The organism is Pseudomonas sp. IPO3774 (genome assembly GCF_013386835.1).
GTDB lineage: Bacteria > Pseudomonadota > Gammaproteobacteria > Pseudomonadales > Pseudomonadaceae > Aquipseudomonas.
In genome coordinates this window covers 31,028-56,306 of record NZ_JACAQY010000003.1, presented here as the reverse complement: position 1 = coordinate 56,306, position 25,279 = coordinate 31,028, and the positions used below count along the sequence as shown (strand labels likewise).

Genomic DNA, 25,279 nt, shown 5'->3' with positions numbered 1-25,279 from the left:
TCACTTGGTTCACATCAGAGATGCCTTATGACTATTTCTTCAGCTGCCGGCCTGCGACCCCTTCCCGTTCCTCCCCACTATATGCGTGCCGCAGAGCAGCAACAGGTGCGCGAAATGACAGGCGCTACCGGGCGCCCCGCGGGAGATCATCGATCGAGTGACCAGATTACCGAACAAAGCCCTGTGCTGAAGAACTTCCTGGATAACCGCGACCACTACGAAGTGAGCGATGACCTGAAGCGCCAGGTGGGTGACTGGAGCGCGGCCAACCAAGACCCGGACTCTCGCGCCGACGCCACCTACAACCTGGATAAGGTACTGCGATTTATCGACAATGTGGACGATCTCAAATTAAGCGCCAGCCATAGCCGCAACGGTGTCCTGGACGGTTTTTCGAATCACGGCTACGCCATTCATCCAGACTCGGAGGCCAGCCTGCTCAAGGCGTTTTCCCTCAGGGGCTATGAAGCGCTGCGCGGCGCCTGATACCTGGGCTGTGGCGAGCGGCGTGCCCCTCGCCACAGGCGGTACAAAACTACCGACCGCCCGCCAGGTCAAGAAAGGTTCCCGTCGCATAGGACGCCTTGTCCGAGAGCAGCCAGATAATCCCTTCCGCGACTTCCTCTGCACGCCCGCCACGGGCCATGGGGATGCCCGGTTCAAGCTTGCTGACCCGATCCGGGTCGCCGCTCAGGGCGTGGAAGTCGGTGAAAATAAACCCGGGACGCACGCCATTGACCCGGATCCCCTCGCCCGCCACTTCCTTGGAGAGCCCGAGAGTGAAGGTATCCAGCGCGCCCTTGGACGCGGCGTAATCCACATATTCCCCCGGCGAGCCCAACCGGGCGGCGGCCGATGAAACGTTGACGATGCTGCCGCCCTGCCCGCCATGCTTGGGCGACATGCGCAGCAGCGCATGCTTGGCACACAGGATCGGCCCCAACACATTGGTCCTGAGGGTCTTCAGGATGCGGAACTCGGACATCTCATCGACCCGCGACTTGTGCCCGACGGTACCTGCGTTGTTGACCAGTGCCGTCACCCGGCCCAGTTCGGTATCGATCCGGTGGAACAGGCCAATCACTTCGTCTTCGATGCTGACATCAGCCCGCACGGCAATCGCCTGGGCGCCGAGGGCACGCACTTGCTCAAGTACGCGGTGGGCGGCGTCTTCATCGGCCTGGTAATTGATACAGATGCGATAGCCCTGGGCGGCGGCCAGCAGCGCCGTGGCGGCGCCGATCCCACGACTGCCACCGGTGATGACGACGACTTTGTCCATGTGTAAGGTCTCCTGGTTCAACGTGAGCTGATGGATCCAATACTACCTGCGCCCTGCAGGTTTTGCATGGGCTCACATCACCGAATGCACACTCACCACCTGCTCGGCGCGCTGGATGTCGGCCATGAAACCCTCGGCCGGTAACGGATGCCCCAGCAGATACCCCTGAAGCGAATCGCAGCCCAGCCGGGTGAGGAAGCTCTGCTGTGAGTCGGTCTCTACACCCTCGGCCACAATACGCAGGCCCAGGGCCTGACCGAGGGCAACGATGGCCGAGACGATGGCGGCGTCGTCGCTGTCGTGCTCCAGGTCACGCACAAATCCCCGGTCGATCTTCAGCTCATTGGCCGGCAGGCGCTTGAGGTACATCAGGCTCGAATAGCCGGTACCGAAGTCGTCGATGGACAGGTCGACGCCCATGTCCGAAAGCTTCTGCAACACCGTCATGCTCGCGTCGGCATCGCTCATGGCGGTGGTTTCGGTGATTTCCAGGGTCAGGCTGTTGGCTGGCAAGCGGTGGCGTTCCAGGGCAGCGGCGACACTCTTGACCAGCCCGGCGTGGCAGAACTGCAACGCCGACAGGTTCACGGCAATGCGCCAGTCGTGATAGCCCTGGGCATACCACACCTGCATCTGGCGGCAGGCTTCGTTGAGTACCCATTCGCCGATGGGGATGATCAGCCCGGTCTTTTCCGCCAGCTCGATAAACTTGTCCGGCAACAACAGGCCTTGTTGCGGGTGCTCCCAGCGCAGCAGCGCCTCGGCACCGACCGGGCGGCCGCTGATGGCGTCGAACTTGGGCTGGTAATAAAGCCGGAACTGCTCGTGCTCCACGGCATTGCGCAAGTCCTGCAGCAGTTGCAGTTGCTTGCGCGCATTGGTGTTCATCGACACGTCGAAAAAGCTGTAGCCGTTCTTGCCCATGCCCTTGGCGTGATACATCGCCGCGTCTGCGTTCATCAGCAGTTCCTGGGGCGTGGCGCCGTTGCCGGGGAACAGTGCGATGCCGATGCTGGCGGAGATTTTCAGCTCATGCTCGGCGACGTGGAAGGCCTGGTTGATCATGCCCACCTGGCGCTCGGCCAGGCGCAACGCATCGTCGGGCTGGCCCAACTGCACCAGCAATACAAACTCGTCACCGCCGATGCGGGCCAGGGTGTCCTGGCTGCGCAAGTCTTCGCGCAGGCGCAGGCCGACTTGCTGCAACAGCTGGTCGCCCATGTGGTGACCAAAAGCGTCGTTCACCGGCTTGAAGCCGTCCAGGTCGATAAACATCAGCGCGAAGCAGCCGCCCTCTTCGTTCACCCGCTGTATCGCCTGCTGGATCCGGTCGGCGAGCAGGGTGCGATTGGGCAAGCCGGTGAGCATGTCGTGCAGGGCCAGGTGGGTGAGTTCCTGGTTGGCCTGGGTCAGGGAGTCGGCCAACACCGCGGTGCGGGCTTCCAGGCGGGCGTCGGCCAGGGAGGTCAGCAGCGCGATGATCAACACTGCCAGGGTGGTGACCAGCACCAGGTTATCCAGGCCCTTGCCACTCAAGCCGTCCAGGGCCGCGCCGCAGAAGCTGCCATCGGCGAAACGCGCGGCGGCCATGCCGGTGTAGTGCATGCCGACAATCGCCACACCCATCACCATCGCCGCCCCGCCTCGGGCCAACCGCACATACGGCGTGTTGCGCCGCAGGTTGAAGGCAATCCACAACGCCGCCGCCGACGCACCCACGGCAATCAGCAACGAGGCGGTGAACAGCGTGGGGTCGTAGTCGATGCCGGGGGTCATGCGCATGGCGGCCATGCCGGTGTAGTGCATGGCGCTGATGCCGGCGCCCATGATCAATGCGCCAAATGCCAGTTGCCACGCCGGCAAACGCGGCTGGCTCACCAGCCACAAGGCAAAACCGCTGGACAGGATCGCGATCAACAACGACAGCGCCGTGATGCCGACGTCATAGCCAAGGCTGATGGGCAGGCGGAAGGCGAGCATGCCGATAAAGTGCATCGACCAGATCCCCACGCCCATCGCCAGCGCGCCGCCGCCCATCCACAGGTACACCGCGCGGCCCCTGGCAGTGGCGATGCGGCCGGTCAGGTCCAACGCCGTATAGGATGCGAGGATCGCGACGAACAGGGAAATCAGGACCAGGGCGGGGGAATAACTACCGGTGAGCATGGGACTTCTCGTGACCTATGGGCCGAACGGCATCCGTGCCGGGCTGAAAAGTCAGGGATTGTAGCGAGAATAAATCTTGTACACCTGAAATATTGTCGTATAGCCATCATTCAAAATTTGACGCCAATCCGCTGGCTCAAAAACACCGCAGAACCCTTGTGGGAGCGGGCTTGCCCGCGAAAGCGGCGGGTCAGTTCATACACAGTTGACTGACCCGCCGTTTTCGCGAGCAAGCCCGCTCCCACACAAGCCCGTACACCAGCCAGAGCGGGGTTTACTTCTTGTCGCTCAGCTGCATTTGGCCATCCCAACCACCGCCCAGTGCAGCGATCAGTTGCACACTGGCAACCAGCCGGGTTTGCAGCAGGGTCAGCACCGTACGCTCGTTGCTCAGGGCGGTGGCTTGCACGGTGACCACATCGAGATAGGCGATCAACCCGGCCTTGTACTGGTTCTGGGTCAGGCGCAGGGATTCCCGGGCCGCTTCGAGGGCCTCGTTACTCACGACCGCCTCGTCTTCCAGGACCTTGAGCTGGACCATGTAGTTTTCCACCTCGCGGAAACCGTCGAGTACGGTCTGGCGGTACTTGGCCACGGTTTCATCGTAGGACGCCTCGGCGCGGTCAACTTCGGCCGAACGCTGGCCCCCGTCGAACAGGGTCATGGCGAGTTTCGGCCCCACCGACCAGAAGCGGTTCGGCAGGCTGATCCAGTCGGCGTAGGTGCTGCTGGAATAGCCGCCGGCCAGGCTCAGGGTCAGGTCCGGGTAGTAAGCGGTCTTGGCCACGCCGATGTTGGCATTGGCCGCGATCACCGAGCGCTCCGCCTGGGCGATATCCGGGCGGCGCTCCAGCAGTTGCGACGGCAGGCTCACCGGAATCTGCGGCAGCGCCGGAATGTCCTTGCTCACCGCCAGGTTGAAGTTGGCCGGCGGCACACCGATCAGCACGGCAATTGCGTTTTCCAGCTGCGCCCGCTGCCAGATCAGGTCGATCATGCTGGCCTGGGTGCTTTTCAGCTGGGTCTGGGCCTGGGCGATGGCGTCCTTGCCCGAGACACCGGCGCGGTATTGGTTCTGGGTCATCTGCAGGGAGCGCTGGTAGGTGTCCACCGTGGCCTGCAGCAAACGGGTCTGTTCGTCCATGACCCGCAGTTGCAGGTAATCCTGCACCAGTTCCGATTGCTGGCTCAGGCGCATCGCCGCAAGATCCGCCGCGCTGGCTTCGGCGCTGGCTTCATTGGCTTCCAGGCCCCGGCGCAGTTTGCCCCAGATATCGGCTTCCCAGCTCACGCCCAACTGGGTGTTGAGGGTGTCGCGAATACCGCTGCTGGAGCTGCTGAGGCTGGCGTTACTGCTGCCGGTACCCTGGCTGGCCCGGCTTTTCGAGGCACTCAGGTCAACCGTGGGGAAGAACGCCCCACGGGCACTGCGCACCTGCGAGGCGGCCTGGCGATAACGCGCCTCGGCCTGGGCCACGGTCTGGTTGGAGCTGTTGAGTTTTTCTACCAGCTCATTGAGTTGTTTGTCGCCGTACAGCTCCCACCAGGCGCCCCGGGCCAGCGAGTCGCTGGGCGCGGCCTGGCGCCAGCCCTGGGCCTCTTTGTACTGGGCAGGCTCGGTCAATTCGGGGCGTTTGTAGTCCGGGCCGACGGCGCAGGCGCTGAGCATCACGCCGCACAGGGCCAGGCTCAGCAGCTTTGAGCCGCGAGTCATCGCCAGACGTTGCACGGTGGGAAACGTTGAATCGGTCATAGCGCAGTGTCCAGGGCAGCATCGGTACGCACTCCGCGCCAACCGTTGAAACGGTGGCGCAGGCGGTCGAGATAAAGGTAAACCACAGGCGTGGTGTAGAGGGTCAGGATCTGGCTGAACACCAGCCCGCCGATAATCGTCAGGCCCAGAGGCTGGCGCATTTCCGCGCCTTCGGCCGTGCTGAGCAGCAGCGGCACGGCGCCAAGAATCGCCGCCAGCGTGGTCATCAGGATCGGGCGCAGCCGCACCAGGCAGGCGGCGCGGATCGATTCCAGCGGGCTCATGCCGTCCTTGCGTTCCAGTTGCAGCGCAAGGTCGATCATCAGGATCGCGTTTTTCTTCACCACCCCGATCAGCAGGAACAGTCCCAGCAGCGAGATCAGGCTGAACTCGCCCCCCAGCAGGTAAATCGAAAGCAAGGCGCCCACCCCCGCCGACGGCAAGGTCGACAGAATGGTCAGCGGGTGGATATAGCTCTCATACAGAATCCCCAATACCAGGTACACCGCTACCAGTGCACCGAGGATCATGAACGGCTGGCCTTTCTGGGTGGCGGCGAAGGCGTCGGCCGTACCGGCCATCTTCGCGATCACCTCTTCCGGCAGGCCGACCTTGGCAATCGCCCGCTCAATGGCAGCCGTGCCCTGCTCCACCGTGACGCCGGGCGACATATCAAAGGCAATGTTTTCCGAGGCGAACTGGCCTTCATGGCTGACCCGGTCGTCCGCCAGGCTGTTCTCATAGTGAGCGATGGCCGACAGCGGCACGCGCGCACCGGTGGACGTGATCACCTGCATCTGATTGAGGGTGATCGGGTCCTGGGCGTACTTCGGATTGACCTCCATCACCACCTGGTACTGGTTGAGGCTGTCGTAGATGGTGGAAATCTGCCGCTGGCTGTAGGCGTTGTTGAGCACGGCAGTGACCATGTCCATGTCAATGCCCAGCCGCTTGGCCTGGTCGCGGTCGACAATCAACGTCACCTGGGCCGCCCCACGTCCTTCACGGGCATCGATGGCGGTCAGCTCCGGCAGCTCACGCAACGCGGCAACCACTTTCGGGTACCACAGGCGCAAGGCCGCCAGGTCGCCGCTCTGCAGGATGTAGGAATACTGCGAGGTGGTCTGGTCGCGGCCGCCGCCGAATTGCAGGTCCTGGTCAGCCATCAGCATCAGGCGCCCGCCGGGCACCAGTGGCACATTCTTGCGCATGCGCTCGATCACCGCCTGGGCAGAAATCTTGCGTTCGCTGATGGGCTTGAGCCGCACCAGCATCACCGCGTTGTTGGTGCCGCTGTTGCCGCCGATAAAGCCTGCCACGCTCAACACCGCCGGGTCCTGCAGGACCGCCTTGCGGAAGATTTCCATCTTCGGCTGCATCACACTGAATGACAGCCCGTCGTCGCCACGCACAAAGCCGATCAGTTGCCCGGTGTCCTGCTGGGGCATGAAGGTTTTCGGCACCACCACATACAGCGCGACGTTGACCCCGATGGTCACCAACAGGCTGAGCAGCGTCAGGCGCTTGTGGCGCAGCACCCAGTCCAGGCTGCGGGCGTAGCCTGCCACCATGCGGTCGTTGATCTTCTGGCTCCAGCGCTGCAAGCCTGTTTCCTGGCCTTTGACATGCGGCTTGAGCCAGCGGGCGCAGAGCATCGGGGTCAGGGTCAGCGACACCACCAGCGAGACGATGATCGCCGCTGCCAGGGTGATGGAAAACTCGCGGAACAGGCTGGTAACGATACCGCCCATGAACAGGATCGAGAGGAACACCGCCACCAGCGAGACGTTCATCGACAGCAAGGTGAAGCCGACTTCCTGGGCCCCCAGGTACGCCGCCTTCATCGGCGGCACACCCTCGTCGATGTGCCGGGAAATGTTCTCCAGCACCACGATGGCATCGTCCACCACCAGGCCGGTGGCGAGGATCAGCGCCATCAGCGACAGGTTGTTCAGGGAAAAGCCGAACAGGTACATCACTGCAAACGTGCCCACCAGCGACACCGGCACCGCCAGGGTGGGAATCAGCGAGGCGCGGAAGTTGCCGAGGAACAGGTACACCACCAGGATCACCAGGGCCACGGCAATCAGCAGGGTCATCTCGGCTTCGTGCAAGGTGGCGGTGATCACCGGCGAACGGTCCATGGCCAGGTTCAGCTTGACGCTGGACGGCAACACCGCCTGCAAGGCCGGCAGTTGTGCCTTGATCTGCTTCACCGTCTCGATGATGTTGGCGCCGGACTGGCGGTTGATCACCAGCAGCACCGCCGAGTCATTGTTGAAGAAGCCGCTGTTGTAGCGGTCCTCGACGCCGTCGCTGATCTTCGCCACATCCCCCAGGCGCAAGGCCGCGCCATTCTGGTAGCGGATCAGCAGCGGTTCATAGTCCTTGGCCTTTTCCAGCTGGTCGTTGGCCTGGATCTGCCAGTTGCGCTGGCTGTCCTCCAGCGAACCCTTGGGCCGGCGCACGTTGGCATTGGCGATGGTATTACGCACATCGTCCAGGGCCACGCCGTACTGGTCGAGGGCCTTGGGTTCCAGTTCGATACGCACGGCGGGCAAGGAGCTGCCGCCGATCTGCACTTCACCCACGCCCGGCACCTGGGACAGGCTCTGGGACAGGATGGTCGAGGCCAGGTCGTACAGCTGGCCCTTGGGCAACACGTCCGAAGTCAGGGACAGCACCATGATGGGCGCCTGGGACGGGTTGATCTTCTTGTAGGTGGGCATGCTGCGCATGCCACTGGGCAGCAGGTTACGCGAGGCGTTGATCGCCGCTTGCACTTCCCGCGCCGCGCCGTTGATGTCGCGATTGGAGTCGAACGCCAGGATCACCCGGGTCGAACCCTGGCTCGACGAACTGCTCATGGTGGTAATGCCGGCAATCGCGCCGAAGGAACGCTCCAGCGGCGTGGCCACCGTAGACGCCATCACCTCGGGGCTGGCCCCCGGCAAGCTGGCCGACACCACGATCACCGGGAAATCGATCTGCGGCAATGGCGACACCGGCAACAGGTTGAAGCTGACGCCGCCCAGCAGCATGATCGCCAGGCTCAGCAGCATGGTGGCTACCGGCCGGCGAATGAAAGGTCCGGACAGGTTCATGACTCAACCGGCTCCAGGCGCACGGGTTCTTTGCGCCAGCGACGGCCGAGGCGGTCGAAATACAGGTAGATCACCGGGGTGGTAAACAGGGTCAACACCTGGCTCACCAGCAACCCGCCCACCATCACCAGGCCAAGCGGCTGGCGCAACTCGGCGCCGGAGCCGGTGGCGAGCATCAACGGCACGGCACCGAACAGCGCCGCCAGGGTGGTCATCAGGATCGGCCGGAAGCGCAACAGCGCCGCCTGGTAGATCGCGGTTTGCGGGTCCAGACCCTGGTTGCGCTCAGCGTCGAGGGCAAAGTCGATCATCATGATCGCGTTCTTCTTCACGATGCCGATCAGCAGGATGATGCCGATGATCGCGATCATCCCCAGGTCGTTGCCACTGAGCAGCAAGGCCAGCAAGGCGCCCACCGCTGCCGACGGCAGGGTGGAGAGGATGGTGATCGGGTGGATGTAGCTCTCGTAGAGCACCCCGAGCACGATGTACATGGTCACCACCGCCGCCAGGATCAGCAGCAAGGTACTCGACAGCGAAGCCTCGAATGCCTGGGCCGCGCCCTGGAACTGGGTCTGCACGCCCACCGGCATGCCGATGTCTTTCTGGGTCTGGTTGATCAGTTCGACGCCCTTGCCCAGCGCCACGCCGGGGGCCAGGTTGAACGACATCATCACCGCCGGGAACTGACCGATATGCGCGATTGCCAACTGGGCCTGGCGCTGTTCCACATGGGCCAGGCTCGACAGCCGCACCTGGCCGCCGTCGGTGGTTTTCACATGGATCTGGTTCAGGGCGTCCGGGCCGAGGGTTTCACCGGACTGGGCCTGCAATACCACGCGGTACTGGCTGGCCTGGGTGTAGATGGTGGATATCTGCCGCTGGCCGAACGCGTCGTACAGCGCGTCGGTGATGGTCGACACCGACACACCAAGGCGCGATGCGGCGTCACGGTCGATCACCAGGTACACCTGCAAGCCCTTGTCCTGCAGGTCGCTGGCGACGTCGGAGAGTTCCGGCAACTGGCTGAGGGCGTGTACCAGCTTTTCACTCCACAAGGCCAGCAGCTCGGCGTCCGGCGAGGACATGCTGAACTGGTACTGGGTACGGCTGACGCGGTCTTCGATGGTCAGGTCCTGCACCGGCTGCATGAACAGGCGAATCCCCACCAGCTTGTCCAGTTGCGGCTGCAGGCGCGTGATGATCTGTGCCGCGCTCAGGTCCCGTTCGCCGTGGGGCTTGAGGTTGATCAGCAGGCGACCACTGTTGAGGGTGGCGTTATCACCGTCTACCCCGATATAGGACGACAGGCTCTCCACCGCCGGGTCTTCGAGGATGATCTTCGCCAGTTCCTGCTGGCGCTGGCTCATCGCCGCAAAGGAAATCGACTGTGGCGCTTCGGAAATGCCCTGGATCACGCCGGTGTCCTGCACCGGGAAGAAGCCCTTGGGCACCACCATGTACAACACCACGGTCAGGCCCAGGGTGGCGATGGCCACCAGCAGGGTCAGCGGCTGATGCTTGAGCACCCACTGCAACTTGCGCCCGTAGGCCTCGATCAGCCAGTCGATCCAGGCGCCGCTGGCCTTGTAGAAACGGCCCTGCTCGTCCTCTTTCGGCTCACGCTTGAGCAACCGCGCGCACATCATCGGCGTCAGGGTCAGGGACACCACCAGGGAAATCAGGATCGCCACCGCCAGGGTGATCGCGAATTCACGGAACAGCCGCCCCACCACGTCCGCCATGAACAGCAGCGGGATCAATACCGCGATCAGCGACAGGGTCAGGGAAATCAGGGTGAAGCCGATCTGCTTGGCGCCCTTGAGCGCCGCATTGAGCGGTGTATCGCCTTCCTCGATGTAGCGGGAAATGTTCTCCAGCATCACGATGGCGTCGTCCACCACAAAACCGGTGGCGATGGTCAGCGCCATCAGCGTCAGGTTGTTGATGGAGAAACCGGCGAGGTACATCACGCCGAAGGTGCCCACCAGGGACAGCGGCACGGCGATGGACGGAATAATGGTCGCGCTGAAGCGGCGCAGGAACAGGAACGTCACCATCACCACCAGGGCAATGGCGATCAGCAATTCGTGTTGTACATCCTTGACCGAGGCCCGGATGGTCTGGGTACGGTCGGTAAGCACCGTCACGTCCAGGCCCGCCGGCAGGTTGTCGGTGATGCTTGGCAACAGCGCCTTGATCCGGTCCACCACCTCGATGACGTTGGCCCCGGGCTGGCGTTGGATGTTCAGCAGGACCGCCTGGTTTTCGTTGGCCCAGGCCGCGAGGCGTTCGTTCTCGGCGCCGTCGACGATCTGCGCCACATCCTTGAGCCGCAACGGCGCGCCGTTGTTGTAGGCGAGGATCAGTTCGGCGTATTCCTTGGGCGAGACCAACTGGTCGTTGGCGTCGAGCATCGACACCCGCGTGGGGCCGTCAAAGTTACCCTTGGGCTGGTTGACGTTGGAGGCGGCGATCAGGGTGCGCACATCCGACAGGTTCAGGCCGTTGGCCGCCAGGGCCTCGGGGTTGACCTTGATCCGCACCGCCTGGCGCTGGCCGCCGGCGATGCTGACCATGCCGACGCCGCTGATCTGCGCGATCTTCTGCGCCATGCGCGTGTCGACCAGGTCATTGAGCTTGGGCAGCAACATGGTCTTGGAGGTGATGGCCAGGGTCAGCACCGGGGTATCCGCCGGGTTGACCTTGTTGTACACCGGCGGCGCCGGCAGGTCCTTGGGCAGCAGGTTGGTGGCGGCGTTGATCGCGGCCTGCACCTGTTGCTCGGCGACATCCATGTTGATGTCGAGGTTGAAACGCAGGGTCAGCACCGAGGCGCCGCCGGAGCTGGTGGACGCCATCTGGGTCAGGCCGGGCATCTGCCCGAACTGACGCTCAAGGGGCGCCGTGACCGCGCTGGTCATTACGTCCGGACTGGCGCCGGGGTACAGGGTCATCACCCGGATGGTCGGGTAATCCACCTGGGGCAAGGCCGAGACCGGCAGCAGGCGATAAGCGATCACGCCGGCCAGGACAATGGCCAGCATGCTCAGGGTAGTGGCTACCGGGCGAAGGATGAACAGCCGCGAGAGGTTCATGCGCCGCCCTTTTGCGCCTTGGCGGCATCAGCCGGGCCTTGTTGCGTCTTGGCTGCCGGTTGACCCTGGAGGTGTTCGGTCGGCGTGGTCGGCACTTCAGCGCTGTCGTTGACCACTTCAATGTCACTGCCGTCCTTCAGGCGGTCGGTGCCTTCCAGCACCACGCGGTCGCCGGCGGCCAGGCCTTGCTTGACCACGGTGTTGTCGCCGTCGGAATCACCGATCACCAGCGGACGCACCTTGACCTTCTTGTCGCCATCGAGCACGTAGACGAAGGTGCCGGTATTGCCGAACTGAATCGCCGCCGACGGCGCCAGCACCACGTTGTGCAGGGTGTCGGCCAGCAAGTGCACGTTCACGAACTGGTTGGGGAACAGCGCCTGGTCCTTGTTATCGAACCGCGCCTTGAATTTCAGGGTGCCGGTGGTGACGTCGATCTGGTTATCGAGGCTTTGCAGCACGCCCGTGGCTTTCACCGCGACATCGCCACGGTCCCAGGCTTCCACCGGCAGCTTGTTGCCGGCGTGATAACGCGCCAGCACGGTTTCCAGGGTGTTTTCCGGCAACGTGAAGACCACGCTGATGGGTTGGGTCTGGGTGATCACCGCCAGGAAGGTGGTGTCGTTGGCGGCGACGAGGTTGCCCACGTCTACCTGGCGCAGGCCGACACGACCGGTGATCGGGGCGCGGATCTTGGTGAATTCGAGGTTCAGCTTGGCGTCATCCACCGCGCCCTGGTTGGTCTTGACCGTGCCCTGGTACTGCAACACCAGTGCTTCGGCGGTGTCCAGGGTCTGCTTGGCGATACTGTCCTGGGCATACAGGTCGCGATAACGCTGCACGTCGACCTGGGCGTTTTTCAGCTGGGCCTGGTTCTGCAGCAACGTGCCCTGGGCCTGGAGCAAGGCATTCTGGTAACTGCGCGGGTCGATTTCCGCCAGCAGGTCACCGGCCTTGACCATCTGCCCCTCTTCAAAGGCGATCTTGACCAGCTCTCCGCCAACCCGGCTGCGCACATTGATGGTGTTGAGTGCCGTCACCGTACCCAGCGCCTTGTAGTACACCGGGAATTCGCCCAGCACCGCCGGCGCCACACGCACCGGCACCGGGCCGGTAGAACCCCCAAAGCCCGGGCGCATCATCCCCGACTTGCCGGCATGCCCGGCGGGCTTCTTCTCGGCGCTGTCCTTGTGGCTGGTGCCAGGCCAGAACTTCCAGCACAGGCCGGCAATGACCAGCAGCACAAGGAGGCCGAACAGCCAGCGGCGGGAGTGACGAGGGGTGGATTGCATGGAGTGATCAACCATTGGGTGCGAGAGCTTCTTCTTCGGGAGGCTGAAAGATAAGCACTGGGGCGCGTTAAGAAAAGCGCCTTTACCGGCTATTTACCTTGGATTACAACTTTTAACTTCTGTGCTTAGTCCATTCGCTATCTGGCTAAGCCTCTGAAGCACAAATAAAAACGGCCTGGACTAGGCCAGGCCGTAATACTGCATCACGCGTGTTACTGCAAAACGACAGTAATGCGTAGTAACAGTTACTTCAAAACAGCCAGGGCTGCCTCGTAGTTCGGCTCTTGGCCGATTTCGCTGACCAGTTCGCTGTGCAGCACGTTGTCGTTCTCGTCCAGTACCACGACGGCACGGGCGGTCAGGCCTTTGAGCGGGCCATCAGCAAGCGCTACACCGTAGTCGACAGCAAAGGCTGCCTCACGGAAGTCCGACAGGTTCTTCACGTTTTCCAGGCCTTCGGCACCGCAGAAACGCGCCTGGGCAAATGGCAGGTCGGTGGAAATGCACAACACTACGGTGTTGTTCACGTCGTTGACCTGAGCGTTGAACTTGCGAACCGAAGTGGCGCAGGTCGGGGTATCAACGCTTGGGAAAATGTTCAGCACTTTGCGCTTGCCGGCGAAAGTCGCCAGGGTCGCGTCAGACAGGTCGCCGGCAGTCAGGGTGAAGTCTGGCGCCTTGGCGCCGACTTTCGGCAAATCGCCTTCGACCTGGACAGGGTTGCCTCGGAGGGTAACTTGAGCCATGAACGGAATCCTTCTAGTGGTGGTAGTGAAACGAATTTCAGGTGCCGAAGTTAAACACAAAGTTCGATGGGCACCTATGGGCGGACGCAAATTGTCATGGTGCAAGGCTCAACGCCCCGCCGCCACGAACCCGCGCTGCAGATCCTCGATCAACGCCTCCACATCCTCCAGCCCCACATGCAGGCGCACCACCGGGTTCAATCCACGGTCGGCGGCGTTCTGGCGATCCTGTGTATCGGCCAGGGTCACCAGGCTTTCAAAGCCGCCCCAGGATGCGCCCAGGCCAAACAGCTGCAGGCCGTCGATAAACCGTTCGACGTAGCCGGCATCCGCGCGGTCGAGTTCGAAGGACAGCAAACCGTTGCTCCCGCTGAAGTCACGCTTCCACAGCGCGTGGCCAGGATGCTCCGCCAGTGCCGGATGAAACACCCGCCTGACCTGCGGCTGCGCCTGCAACCACTGGGCAATCTTCAACGCCTGGCGCTCGTGCACGTCCAGCCGGGAAGCCAGGGTGCGTGCGCCACGCAGGATCAGGTAGGCATCGTCGGCACTCACTGCATTGCCAAAGGTATCGCTCATTTTCGCCAGGGCCGGCCATGCCGCTTCGGTGGCGCAGACGCTGCCCATCATCACGTCACTGTGGCCGCCAAGGTACTTGGTCAAGGCCATGATCGAGATGTCGGCACCCAGCGCCAGCGGGCGGTACAGGTACGCCGAGCCCCAGGTGTTGTCCACCGCCAACAGAATGCCCCGCGGCTTGCACAGTGCGGCTAGCGCGGGCAGGTCACACAGCTCATACAGCAGCGAACCCGGCACTTCGGCGTAGACCATTTTGGTGTTGGCCTGCAGTTGCGCTTCCAGGCCGCTGCCGTCCGGGGCGAAATAGCTGACTTCGATGCCGAATGGCTGGAGGAACTCCCGGGCCAGTTTGCGCACCGGCGAATAGACGGCGTCGGTGATCAACACATGGTCGCCGGGCCGCAGGTAGGCCAGGAACGTCTGCGCCGCGGCGGCGAGCCCGGTGCCATACAGCCGTGTGCGATAGCCCCCCTCAAGTTCGGTGACCAGGTCTTCAAGGGCAAAAGCGGTGGGATTGCCGCGTGCGCCGTAACTCAGGACCCGCTCACTGTCGCGTCGGGAGCGCGCGTCACGCATCTGGGCCAGGTTGTCGAACAGCACGGTGCTCAGGCGGGTGATCGGTACGTTCACCGCCCGACCACCATTGCCGCCTTCGGTACGCGCCGCGTGAATCAGCCGGGTACGCACCCGTGACGCGGGCAACAACGGCTTGAGACTGGCGATTTCCGCTTCGCTCATCTGTGCCAACAGGCCAATTTCCCAGGCGAGATATTGGCGGGCAGCGTCCTTGTTGCCGCTGTGGCGGTCGTGGGTGAAGAACAGGAAGTCGATGCACTGGTTGTCCGGAGGCGTTTGCGCATCTTCGATCACCGGCAAACCGGCCGTAACCCACGCGGCATAGCTGCCGTCGAGCAAACGCACATCGCCGCCCAAGCCCAACGCAGCAAAAGCGGCCAGCGCCGGATCATCAGCCAACAGCACCAGTGGACGCCCGCCCGCGGTCAACCGCGAACGAATCGACCAGCGCGAACCGACAATCCGGCCCTTGCGATGGATCATGCTCGGGCGCAGGTCCACCAGGTCCACGGTGCCGTCCTTCAGCGCCTCGGCCAGCGCCTGCACCGAGATCAGCGGCAGCGCGTCAAAGGGCACGGCCTCCTTGACCTCCAGCGCCAATCCACTGTGGACGCCACCCTCGAGCACATACGCCTCATGCCCCAACTGCCGCAGCCAACTGGCGACAATCGGCGCACGCACACCATCACTGTCCAACAGCACCACCCGCGCCTGACGCACGCCGATGTACAGGTCGGTGGACTGGATCAACTGCCCGCCCGGCGTGTGTTGCGCCCCCGGCAAACTGCCGGCGGCAAATTCTTCAGCGGTACGCACATCGCACAGGAACAGGCTACGGGCCGGGTCCGCCGCCCATTGCCGGACCTGCTCCGCCTTGACACTGACCACCCCTGCCCGCTCCGCCAACCGCCGGGCAGCCTCGCGCTGCCGGCCCAGATCCGTCGAGACCTGGTCGGCATAACGCCGGGTGCTGCCGTGCTCCAGCTTGAAATCCGCCAGGTACCAACCCTGGGTACCGTTTTCCAGGGCATAAACCGGGTTCTTCACCCCGAGGTTGATCAACGTCTGGGCGCCGATAATGCTGCGGGTACGCCCGGCGCAGTTGACCACGATCGGCGTGGTTTCATCCGGCACCAGGTCGTGCACGCGGTAGCCCAGCTCACCATTGGGGCAGCAGATGGAACCGGGAATGGTCATCTTGCGGTATTCATCGAACGGCCGACCGTCCAGCACCACCAGCGGCTCGCCCGTGGCCTGCCAGTCCGCCAGTTGCTGCGCGGTGACGTGGGGCGTGTGGCTGGCCTCTTCCACCAATTCGCCAAAGGCTTTCGACGGCACATGCACCCCGGCGAACAACTGCAGACCCGCCGCCTGCCAAGCGTTCGCACCACCTTCCAGTACATGCACATGGCGGTAGCCCAGCGCTTGCAAACGCAGTGCCGTGCGCGCAGCCACATCGCCGCCGTCCTGGTCGTAGATCACCAGGCGCACCCGGGGATTCGGTGCCAGGCGCTGCACCTCCAGTTCCAGGCGGCTATAGGGCAGGTTCACCCCGTGAAACAGGTGGGCCTCGCCGTATTGGCCGTGCTCGCGTACGTCGAACAGGGCGATTTCCTGGCCGTCAAACAGCCATTGTTGCAATTGCCCGGGTGTGATGGTCTGGCTCATGGAAGTCCCGCAAAAAATAGATGGGTTACTGCAAGGCCAGCGAACGCTCGCCGGCGGCCACTTCACGGCCCTTGGCATAGGCCCGCTGGACTGCCGGGCGCGCCTTGATGCGCAGACGCCAGGCCTGGATGTTCGGGTAGTCCGCCAGGTCCTGGCCTTGGCGCAGGGGCTGGATCCACGGGAAGATCGCCATGTCGGCCACCGAGTATTCGCCCGCCACATACGGCACCTCGGCCAGGCGCTGCTCCAGCACCCGATACAGGCGCGTGGCTTCGGCGTTCAGCAGGTCCAGGGCAAAGGGAATCGGTTCCGGGGCCTTCTCCTTGAACAGCTGCAACTGGCTCAGGTACGGGGTGATATGCCCTACCTGCCAGAACAGCCATTCCTGGACCTTCTGGCGCTCGGCGGTGCCGGCGGGCGGCAGGAAGCGCCCGGCCTTGTCCGCCAGGTAGTTCAGGATCGCCCCGGACTCGAACAGGCTCAGGGGTGCTTCAAGGCGGTGGTCGACAATCGCCGGAATCCGCCCATTCGCACTGATGCGCTGGAAGCTTTCCTGCTTCTGCGCGCCTTCGCGGATGTTGACCGGAATCAGGCGGTACTCCGCCTCCAGCTCTTCCAGCAGGATGCCGACTTTCAGGCCGTTGCCCGTAGGCCAGTAATACAGATCAATCATAAAAAACCCTGGATGAACGCGGATCCAATTGTGGGAGCGGGCTTGCTCGCGAATGCGGTGGGTCAGAAACGCATTCATTGGCTGACACACCCCATTCGCGAGCAAGCCCGCTCCCACATTTGATGTGTGTTGTGCTCAGGAATAGGCCCGGATTGAAGGCGCCATCTGCGAGGCGTTGTAGTTGAGGATCCGGCCGTCTGCTTCAACGCCGTAACGGCCATTGAGGGATTCCAGCGGCAAGCCGTACAGGTGGAAATGCAAGGTCGCCTGCTCACCCTCAACGCGAATCCCGTGCAGGTCTTCACCGAGGAACGAGATAGAGGTGCCCGGCTGCACGACGACTTCTTTCTCAAGGGTCAGGGTGGTGAAGCCTTCCTCACGCCCTTCATCGTTGCGGCCATACACGTAGTTGATTTCCTGGCCTTCAACGGCACTGATGATCGCCCAGGTTTCGTGGTTGTGCGGGAGGGTGCTTTTGCCCGGCAGCAACGAGTTCAGGTACAGGGTGGGCGTGTCGCCGTCGTCGTTCAGGCGATAGCGGAACGCGGTACTGCCCTGGCCAGGCACCGGCGCGGGGAATTCGCTGAAGTTGAACAGGTCCCGGCGCTCGGCCAGGGTTTCCAGCAGCCCGACGATTTCCACCAGGGCCGCGCGGTCTACGCCACGCTGGTTGATGACGCGGATCTGCTGCAGGAAGTCTTCGATAACGGCGGCACGGTTTGCGGTACTCATGACGAGGTTCCTCTTGTTAGACGGACAGGGTGTAGCGGCTCAGGTTGGTCAACAGGTACGGATCATTGGCGATCGGTGGCCGACGGCCGGGATCGCCCAAGGCATGGCGCAGGAACTCCTGGGTCCGTTCACTGGTGGGGCGCTGGAAGATCTGCTCGGCGCTGCCGTGCTCGACGATCACGCCGTTTTCGGTGAAATAGACGATGTCGCTGATCTCTTCGGCAAAGCGCATTTCGTGGGTCACCAGCACGCAGGTCATGCCTTCTTCGGTCAGCTCGCGAATCACCGTCAGTACTTCACCGACGGTTTCCGGGTCCAGGGCCGAGGTCACTTCATCGAACAGGATCAGCTCGGGGCGCATCGCCAACGCCCGGGCAATCGCCACCCGCTGCTGTTGGCCGCCGGACAATTGGCCCGGATAGGCATCGGCCTTGTGCTCCATGCGCACCTTGGCCAACAGCGCCCGGGCATCTTTCTCGGCATCGGCACGGTTGCGACCGAGCACCTTGCGCGGGGCGATCACCAGGTTTTCCAGCACGGACAAATGCGGGAACAGGTTGTATTGCTGGAATACAAAACCCACACGCTTGCGCAACTCGATGCGCTGGGCTTCCTGGGTCAGCGTATCGACCCGGGTTTCGCCCACGCGAATGGTGCCGCGCTGAGGCTGCAACAGGCCGGTGATGCAACGCAGGATGGTCGACTTGCCCGAGCCCGACGGGCCGATGATCGACACCGCCTGGCCGCGATGCACGTCGAGGTCGATGCCCTTGAGCACCCGGTTGTCACCGAACGACAGCTGCAAATCCCGCAGGCTGACCAGGGGTTCAATAGAAGGCATAACGGCGCTCCAGGCGTTGGGTCAAACGGGAAATCGGGTAGCAGTAGGCGAAGAACAGGACCAACAGGCTGAGGTAGATCACCACGGTAAAGCCGGTCATGTTCACAGTGTTGCTGGCGATCTGTGCGGTATCGATCACGTCGTGCACGCCCACCAGCGATGCCAGGGCGGTGCCCATGGTGACCACCGCGTAGAGGTTCATCCACGGCGGCAACATGCGCTTGAAGCACTGGGGCAGGATGATCGAGCTGAATATCTGGCCGCGGGTGAATGCCAGTGAGCGCGCCGCTTCCCATTGGGTGCTGGGGATCGAGCCGATGGCGCCGCGAAAGATCTCCGCCACGTTGGCGCTGGCCGGCAATGCCAGGCCAATCGTCACCTTGACCCAGTCCGGGAACGACACGTAGCTGCTGCCGATATGGATCTCGAACGGGAACACGTAGGTGGTGAAATAGATCAGCACCAGCCACGGTGCATTGCGGAAAACCTGCACCCAGATCCGCGCGGGCAACCGCAGCAGGCGCAGGGGTGACAGGGCCAACGCGCCCACCATCAGCCCCAGCAGCGAACCAAGACCAATCGCCACCAGGCTGATCAGGATGTTCTGGCCGAAACCAGTCACCAGCGCCGGCGACCATTGCAGCAACGCCGACAGCACCGGGAATGAATCAATGGCCATAGCCGGGCATCCTCAGGCGCGCTTCCAGCCAGCGCCCCACACAATTGACGGTAAAACTCAGCAAGCCGAAAAAGCTCAGGATCAGAATCATCAGCTCCAGCACGTTATCGCTCTGGGTCCAGATCATGATCGAGGCGTAAGTGATGTCGCCCACGGCGATGGCCGAGGCCACGGCGGTCATTTTCACCAGGTCGATCAGGTTGTTGATCAGCGACGGCAGCGCGAAGCGCAGGGCCAACGGCAACTGCACATTCCACAGCAATTGCCGACTGCTGAACGCCAGGGAGCTGGCGGCTTCCAGGGTCACGGCGGGCACCGCCTCGATGCCGGCGCGCAGGGCTTCGGCGTGGAACGCGCCCTTGTGCAGCGAAATCACGATCACCACCCAGGCAAACGGCGTCAGCGGGTTGGCCGCGCCGACGGCCTGGGTCAGCAGCATGTTCAACACCAGGAATGCGCAGTACAGCTGCACCAGGGTCGGCGTGTTGCGGGTGACTTCGATAAACACCCGCGCCGGTTTGACCAGCCACGGGTTGCCGGAAGTCAGCAGCGCTGCCAGGCTGATCCCGGCCAGCAGGCTGCCGACGATGGTGAACAGGCACAACAGCACCGTGGTCAGCGCGCCCTGCTCCAGGGTGCCGCGCTGATAGGCATCCAGCAGGAAGCTGTAGTTGAGGCCGATACCGGCGGCCCAGTGCACAAAAAGCTCCAGCCAATGACTCATTCGACGCCCCGCAGCTTGCCGCAGGCGACAGCGATACGGCGGCCGGCCTCGGCCACGCTGTCGGTCGCCGTGGCGATGGACAGGCGAAACCACGGCGACAGGCCGTAGGCACTGCCCGCTACTCCGGCGACGCCCTCCTCCAGCAAGTACGCGACGACATCGCCATCATCGTCCAGGCGCTGACCGTCCGGGCGATAGCGGCCAAGCAACCCGGCGCAACGCACGAACACGAAAAAGCCGCCCTGGGGTTCGAGTACTTCCAGGCCCTCGACGGTGCCGAGGGCCATCATCAACAGGTCCCGGCGCAGTTGATAGGCCGCTACCTGCTCGGCCAAAAAGCCCAGCCCGCCGGTGAATGCAGCCAATGCAGCGGCCTGGCCCACGGAGGAAGCACCGGAGGTGGATTGCGACTGAACAACCGCCATTGCATGGGTCAAGGCCTGCGGCCCGGCGCCGAAACCGATGCGCCAGCCGGTCATGGCGTAGGTCTTGGACACGCCGCCCACCAGCAGGCAACGGTCCTGCAAATCCGGCGCGACGTTCAGCAGGCTCTGGGCCGGGCGACCGTCGAAGCGGATGTGTTCGTAGAGTTCATCCAGCAGCACCAGCACCTGGGGATGGCGACGCAGCACCTCGGCCAGCGCGTGCAGTTCAGCCTCGCTATACACCGCACCGCTCGGGTTGCCCGGGCCGTTAAGGATCAGCCAGCGGGTGCATTGATTGATGTGCTGCTCCAGCTGGGCGGGCAGCAGTTTGCAGCCCTGCTCCAGCCCGCACTCGATAAAAACCGGCTCGCCACCGTTGAAGCGCACACTGTCGGGGAACGACGGCCAGTAAGGCGTCGGCACCAGCACTTGATCGCCGTCGTCGAGGGTTGCGGCGAAGGCGTTGAAGATGATTTGTTTCGCGCCGTTGGCGATCACGATATTCGGCAGCGAATAGTCCAGGTGGTTTTCTTCGGCCAGTTTTCGCTGCACGGCCACGCGCAAGGCTTTTACCCCGGGTGTCGGCGTGTACTTGGTGGCGCCCGCAGCAATGGCTGCGCAGGCGGCTTGCTTGATGTGCTCCGGGGTATCGAAATCCGGCTCGCCGGTGGTCAGGTCCAGGATGTCGCGGCCGGCGTCACGCAGTTCCGTGGCGCGGGATTTGGCCGCCGCATTGGCCGACAGCGACACGCGCTGCACCCGCTTGGACAAGCGAACGGTCATGGCTGCACCTCAATGACTTTGCCGGGATTGAGCAGGTTTTTCGGGTCGAGGGCCCGCTTGATGCGGCGCATCAGGTCCAGTTCCACCGGGCTTTTGTAGCGGCCCAGCAGGCCGACCTTGCGCTGGCCAATCCCGTGTTCGGCGCTGATGGAGCCGCCATGGGCATGGGCGCTGTCATGTACCAGCAAGCTCAATTCGGCGTAGTTGCGCATGTGCTCGTCGACCGTTGAATCCAGCGGATGGGCCACGTTGTAATGCAGGTTGCCGTCCCCCAGGTGCCCGAACGTGAAGTTGCGAACACCGGGGAAATGCGTCTGCAACAGCGCATCGGTATGGGCGACGAAGGCGACGATTTGCGAAATGGGCACCGAGATATCGTGTTTCATATTGCGTCCGGCACGCTTCTGCGCTTCGCTCATGTTCTCCCGCAGCAGCCATAGCGCTTCGCTTTGCGCCAGGCTTTCGGCGATCAGTGCGTCAGCCAGCAGTGACTGTTCGAAGGCTTCACCGAGGACCGTTTCGAAGGCTTCGCGGGCGTGGGTTTCACCGTGGTTATCCGACAGCTCCAGCAAGGCAAACCAGGGTTGGCTGGCGTTGAGAAACGGTTGCGGGCCCTCGGGAAATTGCTCGCGCAACAACGCCAGGCAATCGGCGCTGAGCAATTCGAATGCCGTGAGGTTTGCACCAAAACCGGCGCGGGCATGGGACAGGAACGCCACCGCCTGGGCCAACTCGTCAAACGCCAGCAGCGCTGTCGCCTGGGCCTTGGGCAGCGGGAATAGCTTCAGGGTCGCGGCGGTGATAATCCCGAGGGTACCTTCGCTGCCCACGTACAAATCCCGCAGGTCGTAGCCGGTGTTGTCCTTGCGCAACCCTCGCAGGCCATTCCAGATTTCGCCTTCGGCGGTCACCACTTCCAGGCCCAGGGTCAACTCGCGGGTGTTGCCATAACGCAGCACGGCCGTGCCGCCTGCATTGGTGCCAAGGTTGCCGCCGATGGTGCAACTGCCTTCGGCGCCCAGACTCAATGGAAACAGGCGATCGGCTTCACGGGCCACGTCCTGGATGTTTTGCAGGATGCAGCCGGCTTCGACGGTCAGGGTGTCGTTGTCGGTATCGATCACGCGCACCCGGTTCATGCGGTCGAGCAGCAACAATACCGCGCGGCCGCTGGCATCCGGTGTGGCACCCGCCATCAGGCCGGTGTTGCCGCCCTGGACCACGATGGGCGCTTCCAGGGCGACACACGCACGCACCACGGCGGCCACTTCCTCGGTGTTGGCCGGGTGCACCACGGCGATCACCTGGCCGGTATAGCGGCCCTGTTTGTCGGTCAGGTACTGGGCGGCGTCTTCGCTGCGCTGCACATGGGCGGCGCCGAGCAGTTGTTGCAGGGTGGCGAATAGCGCTTCACTCATGGCTGTACTGCTCGTGCAGATCACGCAGGGCTTGGGACGGAGCCATGCCGGTACGTTCGCCGAGGGCGATCAACCAGCCGCTGCGATGCCAGTCGCGCACGATGGCGTCGAGCCTGGCCTGGGTGTCGTGTTCGCCTTTACGGATCCAGATCACGGATTTGGACGGGATCAAATCCCCCGGCAACGGGATCTCGTAGCCGGACCATTCGGCATCGCCGAGCAGCGCGTGCATGGTCGGGCTGACGTGCACCGCCGCCACACAGCCATTGCCGCGCAACGACAGCAGGGATTCGGACTGGCTGCGGAACGCCTTGATCTGCGCGCCGTAGATTTCCTGCAACGGCTTGATGAAGTTGCTGCCCTGGGACACGCACACCGGCTTGTCCTTGAGGTCGGCCCACTGGGTGATGCCGGCGCCTTTGCGGATCAACGCCGCGCCGCCGACTTCTTCATAGGGCGTGGGCACGTAGTCGAGAATCTCGGCGCGTTCGTCGGTGTACTGCATGTTGGCGATCAACACATCGACCTTGCCCTGTTGCAGGAACTGCACGCGGTTGGGCGCCAGTACCGAAACGGTCCTGGTCTCCACACCCAGCGCCTGGCCCAGGCCCTTGGCCAGTTCGACGTTGTAGCCCAGGTGTTCGCCGGTCTTGGGGTCGATGGTGCCAAACGGCGGACCGCTGAGGATCACGCCGACGCTGATGGCGTGGCGTTGCTGGATCTTGTCGAGGGTGGCGTCGGCGTGGGCCAGGCTGGCGCACAGTGCCAGGCCCAAGGCAGTCAGGGTTCTCAATGTCATGTGTCAGGCGCCCTTGAACTGTTTCTGCAACTCCACCAGCGCCGGGGACGCCGGGGTGATGTGGTTGCGGGTCTGGGCTTCGATCAGCCAGCCGCTGCGGTGCAGGTCCTTGACGATGGGGTCGAGTTTGGCCTGGGTGTCGTTCTCGCCACGGCGGGTCCAGATCACCGATGGCGCAGGGTTCAGCTCGGGACTGAGGGTGCGGTAATCCTTCCATTCGGCGCTGTCGTTGATCAGCGGGTTGACCAGGGTGGAGTCATGCACCGCAGCGACGCAGTTGTTGCCGCGCAGGGCCAGCAGGGATTCCGAAGAGCTCTTGAAGGCCTTGATCTGCGCGCCCAGTTCGGTCAGCGGCTTGACGTAGCTGCTGCCCTGGGAGGTGCACACCGGCTGGTCCTTGAGATCTTCCCAGCGGGTGATCTTGCTGTCCTTGAGTACGGCAGCAGTGCCGCCGATCTTGTAGAACGGCGTCGGCACGAACCCGAGGATCTCGCCACGCTCGGCGGTCCATTCCATATTGGCGATCAGCAGGTCGACCTTGCCCTGTTGCAGGAACTGCACACGGTTGGCCGGCAATACCGGCACCAGCTGCACCTCGGCGCCCAACTGACGACCCAGCTCGTTGGCCAGGTCGACGTTCAAGCCCCTGGGCTTCTGGGTGGTGGGGTCGATGCCGCCAAACGGCCCGCCAGACAGCAGCACGCCGACCACCAGCACATGGCGCTGCTGGATCTTGTCCAGGGTCGCATCGGCCTGAGCCACTGCACTGCCGCCCAGGGCGATCAACGCGCCCAGGACCACAGGCAACCTTCGTTTTACCGCCGCGCGCACAAACCCCATGGAACTCCCCTCATTAGCGATCGGCGTACCCCGACCTGATGTGGGGGCATGCTAGGGAGAGTGCCGGGCTAACGGAAATTCAAATATCTAATATCGTTATAACTTCCCGTATATGGACGCGCTGACTTTTGGCCATATACTCGAATTCATTAGCCCTCGTAAAAACCCGGCGCGACAAAACATAAACATCTGTAATGTTTATCTTCGCACCCTTGATATAAAAACGCCCTGGAATGGCCATGTCGACCCTCGATCTTGAACTGCTCCGCACCTTTATCGCCGTGGTCGACCACCACAGCTTTGCCGAAGCCGGCACTCACCTGGCACGCACACAATCTTCCGTCACCCAGCATATGCAGCGCCTGGAACAACAAGTGGGCGTCAGCCTGTTTGAAAAACGTGGCCGGCAAAAACAACTGACAGAACCCGGGATGCAGCTGTTGCGGCATGCGCGGCAGATGCTCTCGCTGAATGACGATGCACTCAATTCCCTGCGGGAAAGCAGCCTCAGCGGCGTACTGCGCATCGGCTCGCCCCACGACATCGCCGACACCATCCTGCCGCCGATCCTCAGCCACATCGCCCGCTCGGCACCGCGCCTGCGCCTGGAGATCGACGTCGGGCGCAGCCCGTTCCTGATGGATGACCTGCATCGGGGCAAGGTCGACATGGTGATTTCCACCCGCGCCGATGCCAACCTGGAGGGCTTTGCGCTGCGGACCTCGCCGGTGTGGTGGATTTGTTCGGCGCAATACATTCACTCGCCAAGCGAGCCGCTGCCATTGATTCTGGTGGATGAGCCGAGCATTTATCGGCGCTACGCCCTTGAGGCGCTGGAACGGGCGAATATCCCGTGGCGCCAGGCGTACCTGGCATCGAACCTGATCGGGATCAAGGCGGCAACCCGCGCAGGGCTCGGCGTGACCCCACGAAGCATGGAGATGCTCGGGCCGGATATGCGGGTATTGGGAGAAAACGATGGATTGCCGAGGATGCCGGAGGTCACGTACTACCTGTGGATCCGTCCGAACACGGCGAACCCGATTGCGCGCAAGGCATATGACCTAATCAGGGCCAGCCAGGGGCTGGCGCTGGGGTGAC

Annotated in this window: 19 protein-coding genes; 2 read left to right on the top strand and 17 right to left on the bottom strand. The window is 63.1% G+C overall.

Annotation, left to right across the window (positions count from 1 at the left end):
• The first annotated feature begins 114 nt into the window (after nucleotides 1–114).
• A complete protein-coding gene (locus HYE77_RS01330) occupies nucleotides 115–486 on the top strand; it encodes a hypothetical protein (RefSeq protein ID WP_008435173.1) in 372 nt (123 codons plus the stop codon).
• Nucleotides 487–535: 49 nt separating this feature from the next.
• On the opposite strand, the gene HYE77_RS01325 is transcribed toward HYE77_RS01330, so the two are convergent.
• The 17 genes from HYE77_RS01325 to HYE77_RS01245 form a co-directional block, all read right to left on the bottom strand.
• Nucleotides 536–1,282, bottom strand: coding sequence for an SDR family oxidoreductase (locus tag HYE77_RS01325; RefSeq protein ID WP_177068292.1), 747 nt, complete (start codon nucleotides 1,280–1,282; stop codon nucleotides 536–538).
• A gap of 72 nt (nucleotides 1,283–1,354) precedes the next feature.
• Complete coding sequence (locus HYE77_RS01320; protein WP_003207505.1) at nucleotides 1,355–3,448, bottom strand: bifunctional diguanylate cyclase/phosphodiesterase; 2,094 nt, start codon at nucleotides 3,446–3,448, stop codon at nucleotides 1,355–1,357.
• A 274-nt stretch (nucleotides 3,449–3,722) separates the two neighbouring features.
• A complete protein-coding gene (locus HYE77_RS01315) occupies nucleotides 3,723–5,201 on the bottom strand; it encodes an efflux transporter outer membrane subunit (protein ID WP_003207503.1) in 1,479 nt (492 codons plus the stop codon).
• Nucleotides 5,198–8,305, bottom strand: coding sequence for an efflux RND transporter permease subunit (locus HYE77_RS01310; RefSeq protein WP_003207502.1), 3,108 nt, complete (start codon nucleotides 8,303–8,305; stop codon nucleotides 5,198–5,200). The genes HYE77_RS01315 and HYE77_RS01310 overlap by 4 nt, the downstream gene beginning before the upstream one ends.
• On the bottom strand, nucleotides 8,302–11,403 hold the full coding sequence (locus HYE77_RS01305; protein WP_177028185.1) for an MdtB/MuxB family multidrug efflux RND transporter permease subunit: 3,102 nt from the start codon (nucleotides 11,401–11,403) through the stop codon (nucleotides 8,302–8,304). Before HYE77_RS01305 ends, HYE77_RS01310 begins: the two co-directional genes overlap by 4 nt.
• Entirely contained in the window at nucleotides 11,400–12,710 is a 1,311-nt protein-coding gene (locus HYE77_RS01300; protein WP_102605667.1) for an MdtA/MuxA family multidrug efflux RND transporter periplasmic adaptor subunit, read from the bottom strand. The genes HYE77_RS01305 and HYE77_RS01300 overlap by 4 nt, the downstream gene beginning before the upstream one ends.
• 230 nt (nucleotides 12,711–12,940) lie before the next feature.
• A complete protein-coding gene (gene tpx, locus HYE77_RS01295; protein ID WP_177068291.1) occupies nucleotides 12,941–13,441 on the bottom strand; it encodes a thiol peroxidase in 501 nt (166 codons plus the stop codon).
• A gap of 108 nt (nucleotides 13,442–13,549) precedes the next feature.
• Entirely contained in the window at nucleotides 13,550–16,264 is a 2,715-nt protein-coding gene (gene metC / locus HYE77_RS01290; RefSeq protein WP_177068290.1) for a cystathionine beta-lyase, read from the bottom strand.
• A gap of 25 nt (nucleotides 16,265–16,289) precedes the next feature.
• A complete protein-coding gene (locus HYE77_RS01285) occupies nucleotides 16,290–16,937 on the bottom strand; it encodes a glutathione S-transferase family protein (RefSeq protein WP_032899376.1) in 648 nt (215 codons plus the stop codon).
• 135 nt (nucleotides 16,938–17,072) lie between these two features.
• A complete protein-coding gene (locus tag HYE77_RS01280) occupies nucleotides 17,073–17,669 on the bottom strand; it encodes a cysteine dioxygenase (protein WP_008435185.1) in 597 nt (198 codons plus the stop codon).
• A gap of 16 nt (nucleotides 17,670–17,685) precedes the next feature.
• Nucleotides 17,686–18,510 carry an amino acid ABC transporter ATP-binding protein gene (locus HYE77_RS01275; protein ID WP_003207489.1) on the bottom strand — a complete coding sequence of 275 codons (825 nt, stop codon included), beginning with the start codon at nucleotides 18,508–18,510 and terminating at the stop codon, nucleotides 17,686–17,688.
• Entirely contained in the window at nucleotides 18,497–19,189 is a 693-nt protein-coding gene (locus tag HYE77_RS01270; protein ID WP_003207487.1) for an amino acid ABC transporter permease, read from the bottom strand. Before HYE77_RS01270 ends, HYE77_RS01275 begins: the two co-directional genes overlap by 14 nt.
• Nucleotides 19,179–19,913 (bottom strand): amino acid ABC transporter permease, encoded by a 735-nt coding sequence (locus HYE77_RS01265; protein ID WP_177068289.1) that lies wholly within the window; start codon nucleotides 19,911–19,913, stop codon nucleotides 19,179–19,181. Before HYE77_RS01265 ends, HYE77_RS01270 begins: the two co-directional genes overlap by 11 nt.
• Nucleotides 19,910–21,121: an aminotransferase class I/II-fold pyridoxal phosphate-dependent enzyme gene (locus HYE77_RS01260; protein WP_177068288.1), complete on the bottom strand. Its 1,212-nt coding sequence runs from the start codon at nucleotides 21,119–21,121 to the stop codon at nucleotides 19,910–19,912. Before HYE77_RS01260 ends, HYE77_RS01265 begins: the two co-directional genes overlap by 4 nt.
• Nucleotides 21,118–22,539 (bottom strand): FAD-binding oxidoreductase, encoded by a 1,422-nt coding sequence (locus HYE77_RS01255; RefSeq protein WP_177068287.1) that lies wholly within the window; start codon nucleotides 22,537–22,539, stop codon nucleotides 21,118–21,120. Before HYE77_RS01255 ends, HYE77_RS01260 begins: the two co-directional genes overlap by 4 nt.
• A complete protein-coding gene (locus tag HYE77_RS01250; protein WP_177068286.1) occupies nucleotides 22,532–23,338 on the bottom strand; it encodes a transporter substrate-binding domain-containing protein in 807 nt (268 codons plus the stop codon). Before HYE77_RS01250 ends, HYE77_RS01255 begins: the two co-directional genes overlap by 8 nt.
• Nucleotides 23,339–23,341: 3 nt before the next feature.
• Nucleotides 23,342–24,178 (bottom strand): transporter substrate-binding domain-containing protein, encoded by an 837-nt coding sequence (locus HYE77_RS01245; protein ID WP_177068285.1) that lies wholly within the window; start codon nucleotides 24,176–24,178, stop codon nucleotides 23,342–23,344.
• Between the two features lie 239 nt (nucleotides 24,179–24,417).
• Here HYE77_RS01245 and HYE77_RS01240 point away from each other — a divergent pair, with 239 nt between their 5' ends.
• The gene (locus HYE77_RS01240) at nucleotides 24,418–25,278 is read left to right on the top strand and encodes a LysR substrate-binding domain-containing protein (protein ID WP_003207477.1); all 861 of its coding nucleotides are present in this window, start codon (nucleotides 24,418–24,420) and stop codon (nucleotides 25,276–25,278) included.
• The last annotated feature ends 1 nt before the right edge of the window (nucleotide 25,279 follow it).